The organism is Streptomyces sp. NBC_00554 (assembly GCF_041431135.1).
Lineage (GTDB): Bacteria > Actinomycetota > Actinomycetes > Streptomycetales > Streptomycetaceae > Streptomyces.
Genome location: NZ_CP107799.1, coordinates 5,457,159 through 5,470,129, shown reverse-complemented (window position 1 = coordinate 5,470,129; position 12,971 = coordinate 5,457,159). Strand labels below are relative to the sequence as shown.

The 12,971-nt window shown below is 70.2% G+C and carries 12 protein-coding genes; 7 read left to right on the top strand and 5 right to left on the bottom strand.

Annotated elements, in window-relative coordinates:
• Positions 1-349 precede the first annotated feature (349 nt).
• A complete protein-coding gene (locus OG266_RS24065) occupies positions 350-1,624 on the top strand; it encodes an ice-binding family protein (protein ID WP_371548344.1) in 1,275 nt (424 codons plus the stop codon).
• Positions 1,625-2,032: 408 nt separating this feature from the next.
• Here the strand turns inward: OG266_RS24065 and OG266_RS24060 are convergent, their stop codons facing one another.
• On the bottom strand, positions 2,033-2,794 hold the full coding sequence (locus OG266_RS24060) for a phosphoglyceromutase (protein ID WP_266459427.1): 762 nt from the start codon (positions 2,792-2,794) through the stop codon (positions 2,033-2,035).
• A 148-nt stretch (positions 2,795-2,942) separates the two neighbouring features.
• Here OG266_RS24060 and OG266_RS24055 point away from each other — a divergent pair, with 148 nt between their 5' ends.
• From OG266_RS24055 to OG266_RS24045, 3 genes are all read left to right on the top strand, one after another.
• On the top strand, positions 2,943-4,202 hold the full coding sequence (locus tag OG266_RS24055; RefSeq protein WP_371548343.1) for an MDR family MFS transporter: 1,260 nt from the start codon (positions 2,943-2,945) through the stop codon (positions 4,200-4,202).
• Between the two features lie 133 nt (positions 4,203-4,335).
• Complete coding sequence (locus OG266_RS24050; protein WP_371548341.1) at positions 4,336-4,839, top strand: hypothetical protein; 504 nt, start codon at positions 4,336-4,338, stop codon at positions 4,837-4,839.
• A 162-nt stretch (positions 4,840-5,001) separates the two neighbouring features.
• Positions 5,002-5,973, top strand: coding sequence for an N-acetylmuramoyl-L-alanine amidase (locus OG266_RS24045; RefSeq protein ID WP_371548340.1), 972 nt, complete (start codon positions 5,002-5,004; stop codon positions 5,971-5,973).
• 48 nt (positions 5,974-6,021) lie between these two features.
• On the opposite strand, the gene OG266_RS24040 is transcribed toward OG266_RS24045, so the two are convergent.
• Positions 6,022-6,477: a DUF2000 family protein gene (locus OG266_RS24040; protein WP_371548339.1), complete on the bottom strand. Its 456-nt coding sequence runs from the start codon at positions 6,475-6,477 to the stop codon at positions 6,022-6,024.
• A gap of 50 nt (positions 6,478-6,527) precedes the next feature.
• Between OG266_RS24040 and OG266_RS24035 the strand changes: the two genes are divergently transcribed.
• Both OG266_RS24035 and OG266_RS24030 read left to right on the top strand, forming a co-directional pair.
• Positions 6,528-7,358: an AraC family transcriptional regulator gene (locus tag OG266_RS24035; RefSeq protein ID WP_371548338.1), complete on the top strand. Its 831-nt coding sequence runs from the start codon at positions 6,528-6,530 to the stop codon at positions 7,356-7,358.
• 38 nt (positions 7,359-7,396) lie between these two features.
• Positions 7,397-8,044, top strand: coding sequence for a methyltransferase domain-containing protein (locus tag OG266_RS24030; RefSeq protein WP_371548336.1), 648 nt, complete (start codon positions 7,397-7,399; stop codon positions 8,042-8,044).
• A 1-nt stretch (position 8,045) separates the two neighbouring features.
• Here OG266_RS24030 and OG266_RS24025 read toward each other — a convergent pair whose 3' ends face one another.
• From OG266_RS24025 to mshA, 3 genes are all read right to left on the bottom strand, one after another.
• Complete coding sequence (locus OG266_RS24025) at positions 8,046-9,746, bottom strand: glycosyl hydrolase family 28-related protein (protein ID WP_371548335.1); 1,701 nt, start codon at positions 9,744-9,746, stop codon at positions 8,046-8,048.
• Between the two features lie 137 nt (positions 9,747-9,883).
• The gene (locus OG266_RS24020) at positions 9,884-10,384 is read right to left on the bottom strand and encodes a YbjN domain-containing protein (protein ID WP_371548332.1); all 501 of its coding nucleotides are present in this window, start codon (positions 10,382-10,384) and stop codon (positions 9,884-9,886) included.
• Positions 10,377-11,714 carry a D-inositol-3-phosphate glycosyltransferase gene (gene mshA, locus OG266_RS24015; protein ID WP_266459404.1) on the bottom strand — a complete coding sequence of 446 codons (1,338 nt, stop codon included), beginning with the start codon at positions 11,712-11,714 and terminating at the stop codon, positions 10,377-10,379. Before mshA ends, OG266_RS24020 begins: the two co-directional genes overlap by 8 nt.
• A 279-nt stretch (positions 11,715-11,993) precedes the next feature.
• Between mshA and OG266_RS24010 the strand changes: the two genes are divergently transcribed.
• Positions 11,994-12,812 carry a class I SAM-dependent methyltransferase gene (locus OG266_RS24010; protein WP_371548331.1) on the top strand — a complete coding sequence of 273 codons (819 nt, stop codon included), beginning with the start codon at positions 11,994-11,996 and terminating at the stop codon, positions 12,810-12,812.
• Positions 12,813-12,971: the final 159 nt, after the last annotated feature.

The following is a 12,971-nucleotide window of genomic DNA, read 5'->3' as shown; positions in this document are numbered from 1 at the left end:
CCCACCGGCACCGCCATGATCCGGCCGGTGACCCGGCCCTCCCCGAGAACGAGCCGATGGCTCGGAATCAAGCACCGACACGACCGGCAGGGTGAATAACGCACTCCCGCCCCCCTTTTGGCCTCTTATCTGTATGTGCTTTATGAGGCTATTGCTAGCTTTTGAGTGGTCAATAACGGCTCGTCACCTCATCGGCAGGTGCCCGCCCCAGCGTTCCTCTGTTTTCGGCTGATTCCGCGGAACCTCGACACGAGACGCGGCTTCCGGCCCGACCGGAACTCGCTACGGGGATCGGGGATCCCCTTATGTCGGGGCGACTGAGCTCAACGGCGACAAGAAAGGTCAGTCCATGACAGCGGCCACATCGTCCCCGCCGCCAGGCAAAATCCGTATACATCGCCGGCTCAAGGCGCGTTTCGCGCTGGTGCCCGGAGTAGTACTGCTGGCCACGGCCACTGTGGCCTTGGGCACCGCGCAGGCCGCAGAAGCCCCTGTTGACCTGGGGACTGCCAAGACCTACGCGATCCTGGCCGGTTCAACGGTCACCAACACCGGCCCCTCCGTCATCAAGGGCGACGTGGGACTCGATCCGGGCTCTTCGGTGACGGGCTTCTCGTCGTCGACGCCCTCCGGCCCCGGACAGATCTTCGGCGACCTGAACATCTCCAACGGCGAGTCCCTTACGGCGAAGGCGGATCTGGGCACCGCCTACACCAACGCGGCCGGCCGGGGACCCGGGGCTGCCATTACGGACGACCTCGGCGGAAAAGTACTGGTACCCGGCGTCTACACGGCCACGACATCGATGGGACTCACCGGAGCCCTCACGCTCAATGCCAAGGGTGACCCCAACGCCGTCTTCATCTTCCAGGCCGGATCGACCCTGACCACCGCTACGGCGAGCAGCGTCATCCTCGTCAACGGTGCGCAGCCCTGCAACGTGTTCTGGCAGGTCGGCAGTTCCGCCACCCTCGGGACCGATTCCAAGTTCGTGGGCACGATCCTGGCCCAGGAATCCATCTCGTTGACGACCGGCGCCGAGATCCAGGGCCGAGCCCTGGCGCTGACCAGCGCGGTAACGCTGGACACCAACGTCATCACGTCGCCGACCTGCGCGACTGGCCCCACCGGGCCTGCCGGTCCCACCGGACCTGTCGGCCCCACCGGATCTGTAGGTCCCACCGGACCTGAGGGTCCCCAGGGGGACACCGGACCCACCGGGCCTCCCGGATCTGTAGGCCCCACCGGCCCCACCGGACCTGTCGGTCCCACCGGTCCCACCGGATCTGTCGGCCCCACCGGACCTGAGGGTCCCCAGGGGGACACCGGGCCCACCGGGCCTCCCGGATCTGTAGGCCCCACCGGCCCCACCGGCCCCACCGGACCTGTCGGCCCCACCGGACCTGAGGGCCCCAAGGGAGACACCGGACCTCAAGGCCCTGAAGGGCCGCAGGGTCCTGTGGGACCTGAGGGTGGCCACGGCGAGCACGGGGAGCACGGGGAGCACGGAGACCATGAGGAGCACGGCGGTAAGCCCCCCTGCCCCAAGCACGACGGTCCTCCCCCCTGGGAGCAGCACGACAAGGGCGGGCCGGGTAAGACGCGGGCCACGTGCGAGGGCTGAGCGAAAACACGGCCTCATCTTCTTGAGGAGAAAAGCGAGTTGAGTAAGGGGCGTCCCTCCGGGAGGACGCCCCTTACTCAAAACGAGACGGACAACGTCGAAGGGCCCCGCCGTGAACGGTGGGGCCCTTCGAGTCACGGCGGGACAGACATGCCGCAGTTGCTGAGTGGCGACAGGCGCGCCGCGAGTTGTACGGATCGTTCCTCAGCGCACTCACCAAAGGCCGAGGCGAGTCATGGACGATCAGCCGGGATGATCAGATGGCGAACCGGGAGCGAGCAGTGGCCCCCGCGACGTGCCCATCGCGCTCATCGGCACAGCCGGCGTCGCCGCACCTGACGGCCCAGACACAACAACAAGCCCCCTACCAGCGGACAACCCGCAGGTAGAGGGCTAGATCGTTCAGGCTTACTTCTTCTTGCCCTGATTCTTGACCGCCTCGATCGCCGCCGCCGCAGCGTCCGGGTCGAGGTAGGTGCCGCCCGGGTTGAGGGGCTTGAAGTTGGCGTCCAGCTCGTAGGAGAGGGGGATGCCGGTGGGGATGTTCAGGCCTGCGATGTCGGCGTCGGAGATGCCGTCGAGGTGCTTGACGAGGGCGCGGAGGGAGTTGCCGTGGGCCGCGACCAGGACCGTACGGCCGGTGAGGAGGTCGGGGACGATGCCGTCGTACCAGTACGGGAGCATGCGGAGGACGACGTCCTTCAGGCACTCCGTGCGGGGGCGCAGCTCCGGGGGGATGGAGGCGTAGCGGGGGTCGCCCGACTGGGAGAACTCCGTGCCGTCCTCGAGGGCCGGCGGCGGCGTGTCGTACGAGCGGCGCCACAGCATGAACTGCTCCTCGCCGAACTCGGCGAGGGTCTGGGCCTTGTCCTTGCCCTGGAGGGCGCCGTAGTGGCGCTCGTTCAGGCGCCAGGAGCGGTGGACGGGGATCCAGTGGCGGTCCGCGGACTCCAGCGCGAGCTGGGCGGTGCGGATCGCGCGCTTCTGGAGCGAGGTGTGGACCACGTCGGGCAGCAGGCCGGCGTCCTTGAGCAGCTCACCGCCGCGGACTGCCTCCTTCTCGCCCTTCTCGTTGAGGTTGACGTCCACCCAACCGGTGAACAGGTTCTTCGCGTTCCATTCGCTCTCGCCGTGGCGGAGGAGGATCAGCTTGTACGGTGCGTCGGCCATGCGTCCGAGCGTAATGGAAGGCTTCGTCACCTCGCGCGCCTGCCCGGAAGCCGGACAGTTGACGGCATCTGTTAATTGAGTGGCCGGGCAGGGCTGCGCATTTGTAAGTTGCGCTCATTGCCCGAGCCGCTTACTCCGTGGGGTCCCGATGTCATTCGCCGTCATGAGACGCGCCGCCCGTGAGAGCGTCTCCGGGCTCCCCCGCGAGTTCTGGTGGCTGTGGACCAGCACCCTCGTCAACCGGCTCGGGGCCTTCGTCGCCACGTTCATGGCCCTGTACCTGACACTCGACCGCGGCTACTCCGCCTCGTACGCCGGTCTCGTCGCCTCTCTGCACGGCCTCGGCGGCGTCGTCTCCTCGCTCGGCGCGGGGGTGATGACCGACCGGCTCGGGCGGCGGCCCACGCTGCTGATCGCGCAGGTGTCCACGGCCCTCTCAGTCGCGCTGCTCGGCTTCATGCAGCACCCCGTGGCCATCGCCGCGGTCGCGTTTCTGGTGGGGATGGCCTCGAACGCCTCGCGGCCCGCCGTGCAGGCGATGATGGCCGACATCGTGCGGCCCGAGGACCGGGTGCGGGCCTTCTCGCTCAACTACTGGGCCATCAACCTCGGCTTCGCAGTCTCCTCCATGGCCGCCGGCTTCATCGCCGAGTTCAGCTACCTCGCGGGCTTCCTCATCGAGGCCGGCATGACCCTCGTCTGCGCGCTCGTCGTCTTCGCGAAGCTCCCGGAGTCACGGCCGGTCCAGAGCGTCAAGGAAGCCGCGGCCGAAGACGGTGTCGGGCTCGGGACCGTGCTGCGCGACCGGCGCTTCATGAGCGTCGTCGGGCTGTCGTTCCTCGTCGCCCTCGTCTTCCAGCAGGGGTTCGTCGGACTCCCGGTCGCGATGGGCCAAGCGGGCTTCACCCCGGCCGACTACGGCATGGCGGTCGCCGTCAACGGCGTACTCATCGTCGCTCTGCAGATCCCGGTCACCCGTTTCATCGAGCACCGGGATCCCAAGCGGCTGCTCGTCGTCTCCTCACTCCTCGCGGGGTACGGCTTCGGGCTCACCGCCTTCGCCGGGTCGGTCGGCGTCTTCGCGCTCACCGTGTGCGTGTGGACCCTGGCGGAGATCGTCAACGCGCCCACCCAGACGGGGCTCGTCGTCCGGCTCTCCCCGGTGCACGGCCGCGGCCGCTATCAGGGCATGTACACGCTGTCCTGGGCGCTCGCCGCGCTCATTGCACCGCTGATGTCCGGCCTGGTCATCGACCGGTTCGGCGCGGAGTGGCTGTGGGGGCTGTGCGCGGTGGTGGGGACGGTGGCGGGCGTCGGGTACGGGGTGCTGATGCGGCGGCTTCCGGCGGAGGGCGATTGGGCCCCTCCGGCGCCCGTCACCGCGAAGACCGAGGTCAGCGCGGCGTGAGGACGCGCGCGGGGAGCGGGGTACGGGGGCGCGCACTCGGAGTCGGTACGGCGCGCGCACCTGAGTGCTCCGCCCACAGCGGCTGAGTACGCGTGCTCATGTCGCCCCGACCCCGCCCCGCCACGCTGGGCACATGATGAACCGAGGAACGCTTCTGTCCGCCGCCGCCGTCCTGGTCGCGGCCGTACCGGTCGCCGCGTGGGGGCTGCTGGGCCAGCAGAACTCCGGGGAGCTTCCGGCGTCCCAACTCGACTACACCTTCCAGCCGTTGGGGGTTCCGGACGGCCTGGACACGGTGCTCGGCGTGGTCGCCCTGGTGCTGGCGGGAGTCGGCGCGACGCTGCTCGTAAGTGCCTCGCGGAGCGGCGGGATGGACAAGAGCTGGTGGGGGGTTCTCGTTCCGCTGGTCATGGCCGGGCTGCTGGTCGGAGTGGGCTGGCGGGTGCTGACGGCCGGTGTGATCGGCGCCAACATCGGGGCCGGTCTCGTCATCATCTTCGGCGGTCCGGTGGTGGCGGGGCTGCTGCTGTGGGCGCTGGGCCGCGGTGTGTGGCTGGCGAACCACCGCCCGGGCCACCGTCCGGGCGGTGACAACAGGGGTGGCCAGTGGACCGGTTTCGCCCCGCGCGGCGCATAGGTTCCGCAATGCTGAGCGGTGCACACGACATGGCTCGACTCCCAGGCACCCGCGTCTCAACTCCCGTCCCGGGCTGAACACTTACGGCCCGGTACGAGTACCACCAGTACCCGCACCCGCACGACCGCCTGATGACCGCGCCGCCCCGAAAGGAACACAGCCATGGCCACACCTCTGACCGCCGCTGAGACCCTCGCCGCGATGAAGGCCGAAGGCCTCACCGTCCACGAGCACACCGGCTGGAAGACCCACAACCGCGACTCGGCGACGGGTAAGAAGTTCGGCCCCGTCATCGGCGTACTGATCCACCACACGGCGGGACACGACGACAGAGAGCTCTGCTTCAAGGGCAGGTCCGACCTCCCCGGCCCGCTCTGCCACGCCTGGCTGGGCAAGACCGACGGCCTGTGGCTGATCGGCCACGGCCGCGCCAACCACGCCGGCTCAGTCGACCTCGACGTCCTCAACGCGCTGCGCGAGGAGACCACGCTCCCGAAGGACAACCAGGCCAACGCCGACGGCAACGATGTCCTGTACGGCCTGGAGATCGAGAACCGCGGCAACGGCAAGGACCCGTACCCGGACGCGCAGTACCGCAAGGCCGTGCTCTGGGCCGCCGCCCTGTGCCGGGCCCACGGCTGGTCCGAGAAGTCGATCGCCGGGCACAAGGAGGTCCAGCCCGGCAAGGTCGACCCCAGCTTCGACATGGACGACTTCCGGTCCGACGTGAAGAAGCAGCTCGCGGACACGCCCATCAAGACCACCCCGGCCAAGCCGGGCACGCCCAAGCCCACCAAGCCGACGAAGCCCACCAAGCCCGGCACCGGTACCGCGTCCAAGCCCCGCGTCGACCTGTCCCGTCTCATCGGCGCCGCGAAGAAGGACCCGGCCGCCAAGCAGGGCCACGTCAGCTACATGGCGGGGACGAACCTCACCGAGGCCGCCCTGGTCAAGCTCGGCTACCTCGCCAAGACCTACGCCGGCGACGGCTCCTTCGGCTCGAAGACCATCGCCGCCTACGCCAAGTGGCAGCGCCACCTCGGCTACGACGGCGCCGACGCCAACGGCATCCCCGGCAAGATCTCCCTCAGCAAGCTCGGCTCCCAGAGCGGGCTGTTCGAGGTCGTCGCCTGAAGCAGGTCGTCGCCCGAGGCAGTGCGTCGCCTAAGGACTCAGGGGGCCTCAGGGATGCATCCGCGCCCCCTTCAGCACCTTGTCCACCGCGTTCCGCGGCCCGTACACCGCGAGTCCCACGAGGTCCAGATCCCCGGTCCGCACGGCCTTCACGGCCGTGCGGTTGTCCCGGTCGTTGCCGGTGGCGAACAGGTCGGAGGTGAAGACGGCTCGCGGCAGCACCCGCGTGAGGGCCCGGCCGTGCGCGGCGGTCAGGGTCTCCTTCGAGCCCTCGAAGATCAGCACAGGCTGGCGGAACATCGGCAGGTAGGGGACGCCGTCCGCATCGGCGTACGGCTCCCCGATCACCTCGGGAACCGTCGCCCCCAGGCCGCTGACCAGGAAAGCGGTCACATTCAGTCGTTGCCAGGGCTCCAGGTCGTCCCGCAGCAGGACGGCGATCTTGGTGTCGAAACGGATGGGGACGTTGTCCGCGGCGTTGTCGGCAGGGGTCTCGGTGCTCATGCCATCGAGACTGCCGACGTCCATGCGACGACGTCTTGTACGTTCTTTGCATGGCCCCGCAGCGCCCGCAGCACCGTCCCCCGCGCCCCCAGCGGGAGATCTCCGCGTGGCGCCCGCGCGTCCCGGGTGTCGTGGAGGTGTTCCACGCCCACTACACCGAGTACGCGTACCCGATGCATGTGCACGAGGCGTGGACGCTGCTGATCGTCGACGACGGGGCCGTACGGTACGACCTCGACCGGCATGAGCACGGCACCCCGCACGACACGGTCTCGCTGCTGCCGCCGTACATCCCGCACAACGGTTCCCCGGTCACCGAGGACGGCTTCCGCAAGCGCGTCCTGTATCTGGACCTGAGCCGGCTCGACAAGAGCTTCATCGGGCCCGCGGTGGACGCGCCGGACCTGGTGGATCCCGTACTGCGGCGCCGCGTGGGGCAGTTGCACACCGCGCTCGCGCATCCCGGGGACGAGCTGGAGGCCGAGAGCAGGCTGACCCTGGTGGGAGAGCGGCTGCGCGGGCATCTGCGGCCCCACCTGCCCGGAGAGCCCTCGCGCCCCGACCGCACCCTCGCCCACCGGCTGCGCGAGCTCCTCGACGCGCGGCTCGTCGAAGGCATCGCCCTGGAGGAGGCCGCCCGTCTCCTGCAGGCCCATCCCGCCCATCTGGTACGGGCGTTCAGCGCGGCCTTCGGGATAGCCCCGCACCAGTACCTGATGTCCCGCCGCGTCGAACGCGCCCGCCGCCTGCTGCTCGACGGACGGCCGCCGGGCGAGGTGGCACCGGCGACCGGCTTCTTCGACCAGTCCCATCTCACCCGCCATTTCAGGAAGTTGGTGGGAGTGCCCCCGGGGCGGTACGCGCGGTCGGGAAACAATTGAATTCCGCGGGCTCCGGTGATCGCCGTAGGCTCCCGCGCATGGACTGGCACGAATGGCATGCCGCGTACGACACTCCCGGCTCCTGGCTCGAACAGCGCCTCGCGCTCGTCCAGGCGCGCGTCCGCCTCGCCCTCGACGAGGCTCCGCCGGGACCGCTCACGGTCATCAGCCTCTGCGCCGGACAGGGGCGCGACCTGATCGGCGTACTCGCCGAACACCCGCGTCGCAGCGATGTCCGGGCGCGGCTCGTCGAGTTGGACGGGCAGAACGCCGAGGCGGCCGTGCGCGCGGCCGAGGCCGCCGGGCTGACGCAGGTCGAAGTCGTCGTCGGGGACGCCTCCTTGACCGACCACTACGCGCGCGTGGCGCCCGCCGATCTGGTGCTGCTCTGCGGCGTGCTCGGCAACCTCGCCGACGCGGACGTCGAGCGCGCGATCGACCACTGCACCATGCTGTGCCGGCCGGGCGGAACGCTGGTGTGGACGCGCAGCCGGCAGATCGAAGTCACGCGGGACCTGGTCCCGCAGGTGTGCGCGTGGCTGGAGGAGCGCGGGTTCGAGCGGCTGTGGGTCTCCGACCCCGAGCTCGGATTCGCCGTCGGGGCCCACCGGTACACCGGCGAGCCCCGCCCACTGCCGCCCGGCGAACGGATGTTCACCTTCGTCGGGTACGACGCCCTCCACTGAGTCAGAAGGCCCGCTGAGCCTCGTACAGGTTCCGCGGGCGTACGACGTCCGTGGTGCCGTACAGCTCCACGCGCGCGTGGAGGTCGCCGGTGAAGTCGGGTACGTCGATCTGGCCGAACTCCGTCACCTCGTTGATGCCGACCGTGGCGCTGTGGGGCGCGAGGCCGTCGATCTTCATCAGGCCGGCGCGGGAGTTGGTGACGCGGATGTTCCAGTGGGTGAAGCGGGCGCCGAAGAGGGGGCCCGCCGAGTAGTCGCCGCCGTGCGTGCCGGTGTTGTCGACCGTGATGTCGGTGCGGACGTTGGCGAACGGCAGGCCGCGGTGGGAGTCGAAGGTGCCCATCTTCATGTCGCCGCGGGACCAGACGTTGTACGAGGAGAGGCCTTCCACGTTGATGCCGTGGAGCTGGGTTCCGGCGGGCGCCGGGACCGTGCGCTGCTCGATGGTGAAGTCCTCGACGAGGTTGTCGTGCGAGCCCTCGCGGCAGAAGTACGGATGGTGGGCGCCGCGGCCCGCAACGCGCGTGCGGCGCAGGGTGCAGGCGGAGGCGGCGACCAGGCCGAAGCCGTTGTCCACGTGACGTACGACCACGTCGTCGGCCCAGCAGTCGTACGCACACTGGAAGGTGACGCCGTTGTAGCCCTTGTCCAGGAGGTGGGGGCTCTGCGGGGTTTCCACCGCTTCCAGGGTGAGGCCTTCGACGCCGGAGCCCGTCAGCGGCTCGACGTGCGTGGTCAGCCGCGGGTCCCATTCGGGGCGTACGTCCAGCGGAAGTGGCCTCTCCAGGGTGACCTTTTCGCCCTGCATGCGCGCGATGCGTACGGGCCACTCGTAGGGGACGTAACTCGTCAGCTTCGTCTTGTCGTCCCAGACGTACGCCTCGGTGCCCGGGCCGCCGCCCGACATGTGCTCCAGGAGCGTGTGGTCGGCGTCGTCGGCGAGGCGCAGGAGGACGAGTTGGCCGGGCTTCAGTTTCCCGGGGTCCGCCACGCGCACCGAACGGGAGCCCTGGCGCGCCGGTGCGAGGGTCGTCAGCGTCTGCCACTCGTCGCGCTTGTTGCCGGTCCAGCCCTCGAAGGGCCATGCCTTGGCCTTGATGGCGGTCGTGAGGGTCGTGAAGCGGTCCGTCGGGCAGAGCCAGATCAGGCCGCCGGCCCAGGACCAGGACGACTTGTCGCCGCCGTAGCGGGAGCCGTAGACGCCGATGAGCTCGGTGAGGTTCCTGGTCGCGTACAACTTCGTACGGCCGCTGCCGGCGCCGCGCAGGACGACGTTCGAGTACCCGATGCGGATCAGGTCGTCGATGCGGAAGGTGCCGGGCGGGATGAGAACCGTGCCACCGCCGGCCTTTCCGGCGGCAGCGATGGCACGGTTGATCGCGGGGGCGCAGTCGGTGGCCCCGTCGTCCGCGACGGCTCCGTAGTCCCGTACGTCGGTCACCACGGGGCGGCGGGGGAAGCGCGCCGCGCCGGCGCGGTAGCCGGCCCTGCCGACGTACGGGATCTGCGGGTGGGTGAAGGGGGTGCGGGTGAACTCGTGCCAGAGAGCGGGGACTTCGCCCCGCTGTGATGCCCCCTGGGACGCCCTTGGGGATGCGGACGTGGCGGCCGTCGCCGTTCCGCCGGTCGCGGCTGCGGCCGCCACGGCGATGGCGCTGCCGAGCAGGCCGCGTCTGCTGACCCCCATGTGCTGGTTGCCCATACCCGCCCGCCTTCCGTCGACTTCAGCTGAAGTTCATGGATGTAAACGACGTTCATATCTGCGTCGGCGGTGAGCATGCCACGGGGACCCCAGGCGGGGAAGGGGTCGTGCAGCGCTTGATTAGCGGATGACGGAGGTCAGTTGGCGGGACGCTGGGTCAGGTGGCTGAACGCGTCCAGGTTGCGGGTCGATTCACCGCGGGACATCCGCCAGGCGTACTCCTTGCGGATCGCGGAGGCGAAACCGAGCTCAAGGAGGGTGTTGAAGGAGCCGTCGGCGGCCTCCAGGACCGAGCCGAGCAGGCGGTCGATCTCGTCCGGCGTGACCGCGGCCAGCGGCAGCTTCCCGGCCACATAGATGTCACCGAGGGAGTCGATCGCGTAACTCACCCCGTACAGCTTGAGGTTGCGCTCCAGGAGCCAGCGGTGCACACCCGGTTCGTTCTCGTCGGGGTGGCGGATCACGAAGGCGTTGATCGACAGAGAGTGCCTGCCGGCGATCAGCGAGACGGTCGTCGACAGCTTCCGGGTTCCGGGGAGCTTCACCACGAAATTGCCGGGCCCGGGGCTCTCCCAGTCGAGTTCGGCGTCCTTGAGGACCCCCTCGATGACCTGTGCCGCCTGCCGTACATCAGCCATGGTGGGAGCGTACGCGACGCCTGTGTTCCTGCATCGCGGCCGTGTAGACGTCCGCCGTGGCCGCGGCCGAGGTGTCCCAGCCGAAGCCCATCGCGTGCCGGGCGGCGGCCCCGCCCATACGGGCGGACAGGTCGGTGTGGTCCGCGAAATCGCGCAGCACGCGCGCGTAGGCGGCGGGATCGTGCCCCTTCACCAGGAAGCCGGTCTCCTGGTCGCGGACGGCGACGGGCAGCCCGCCGACGGAGGCCGCGAGCACCGGCGTACCGGCCGCCTGAGCCTCTATGGCGACCAGCCCGAACGACTCGCTGTACGAGGGCATCACCAGCACCGACGCGGCCCGGAACCAGTCCGCGAGCTGCTCCTGCCCGACGGGCGGGTGGAAGCGCACGACGTCGGCGATACCCAGCCGCGAGGCCAGCTTCTGCAGCCCCTCGGGCTTGGCGAGGCCGCTGCCGCTGGGACCGCCCACTACGGGGACGACGATGTTCGAGCGCAGGTCGGGCCGCTCGTCGAGCAGGACGGCGACCGCGCGCAGCAGCACGTCCGGGGCCTTCAGGGGCTGTATGCGGCCCGCGAACAGGGGGATCAGGGCGTCCTGCGGGAGACCGAGGCGGGCGCGCGCGGCGGCACGGCCGTCGGCGGGGCGGAAGCGGTCGAGGTTGACGCCCGGGTGGACGACGGCGACCTTGCCGCGGTCGGCCTCGTAGTGGCGTACGAGCTCGTCGGCCTCTTCGGCGGTGTTGGCGATGAGACGGTCGGCGGCGCGCACGATCTGGGTCTCACCGATGACACGCGCGGCGGGCTCGGGGGTGTCGCCCTCGGCGAGCGCGGCGTTCTTGACCTTGGCCATGGTGTGCATCGCGTGCACCAGGGGGGCGCCCCAGCGTTCGGCGGCGAGCCAGCCGACGTGGCCGGAGAGCCAGTAGTGGGAGTGCACGAGGTCGTAGTAGCCGGGCCGGTGGCCCGCCCAGGCCTGCATGACGCCGTGCGTGAAGGCGCACAGCTGGGCCGGGAGGTCTTCCTTGGCGAGGCCTTCGTAGGGGCCCGCGTCGACGTGGCGCACGAGGACGCCGGGGGCGAGTTCGACGGTCGGCGGGAGGGCGGCCGTGGTGGCGCGCGTGAAGATCTCGACCTCGATGTTGATCGCGGCGAGGCGCTGGGCGAGTTCCACGATGTACACGTTCATGCCGCCCGCGTCGCCCATTCCGGGCTGGTGCAGGGGTGAGGTGTGCACGGAGAGCATCGCGACGCGGCGGGGCCTGCGGTGCAGCCTGAGGCGGCCGGACGCCGCCGGGGAGCGACGCCCGAGCCTGCTGACGTACTGGCTCACGTGGCGGTTCCTCCTCGCTGCGGGCATGCCTGCCGGAGGATGTGGGACACCCTCCAGAGAGGGAGAACGCCGGATCCGTCCGCTCCATTTCCTCTTTGCCGAATCATTACTCCTACTCGCTCAACCGTTCGAGGATCTTTTGCGTGCCGCGGGGCTGCCGGGGGCATCCGCGCCATCCGAGTCGTCCAGGTTCTCGCGGGTTCTCGCGGGTTCTCGCAAGTTCTGGGGGTTATCCACAGGCCCGCACGGCCTCCGTCGCGCCCGCATACCCTCGTACGCATGACAGCCCGCGCCGCGTCCCGCCCCGTGGGAACGGTGACGCGCGGGACGACCAACCCCAACCGCCTGCGCCGTATGGACCGCTGGATCGCGGCCACCCACGGAGCCGAACTGCGCCGTGCCGACGACCCTGTCGCGGTCGACCTCGGCTATGGCGCCGCGCCCTGGACCGCGGTCGAACTGCTCCAGCGCCTGCGTACCGTCGCTCCACGCACGCGCGTGGTGGGCGTCGAGATCGAACCGGCCCGGGTCGCGGCCGCGCACCCGTACGAGCGCGAGGGGCTGGTCTTCCGGCACGGCGGCTTCGAGGTCCCGGTGCCGGGCCGCCCCCTGCTCATCCGGGCGGCCAACGTGCTCCGGCAGTACGACGAGGAGCAGGTCGCCGCCGTCTGGGCACGCCTGTGCGCCCGCCTCGCACCGGCGGACCCCTCGGCCGGGTCGCGCGGCGGCCTGCTGGTCGAGGGCACCTGCGACGAGATCGGGCGCCGGCACGTCTGGGTCGCCCTCGGCCCGGAGGGCCCGCGCACGGTCACCTTCGCCACCCGACTCGGCTCCCTGGACCGCCCGTCCGACCTCGCCGAGCGCCTCCCGAAGGCCCTCATCCACCGCAACGTCCAGGGCGAGCCCGTGCACGCGTTCCTGCGCGACTTCGACCGCGCCTGGGCCGCCGCCGCGCCCTACGCCTCCTACGGCGCCCGGCAGCGCTGGATCCGGGCGGTCCGCGACCTGACGGCCGACTGGCCGGTGACGGACGGGATATCCCGCTGGCGGCAGGGCGAAGTGACGCTGCGCTGGGAGGCGTTGGCTCCCCGGGCGTGACCTGCGGGGGAACGATGGGTGTGAGCCGTTCGTCACACAGGCGGGGAGATCACGGGGAGATCGTCTTGCCGGGGCGAGGAGGGGGAAAGGGAGTTCTTGCTCGCCTCTGTCGTGTTGCGCGCCGACATGGCACGATCCCGGGGGCGTCCGTAAGTTACT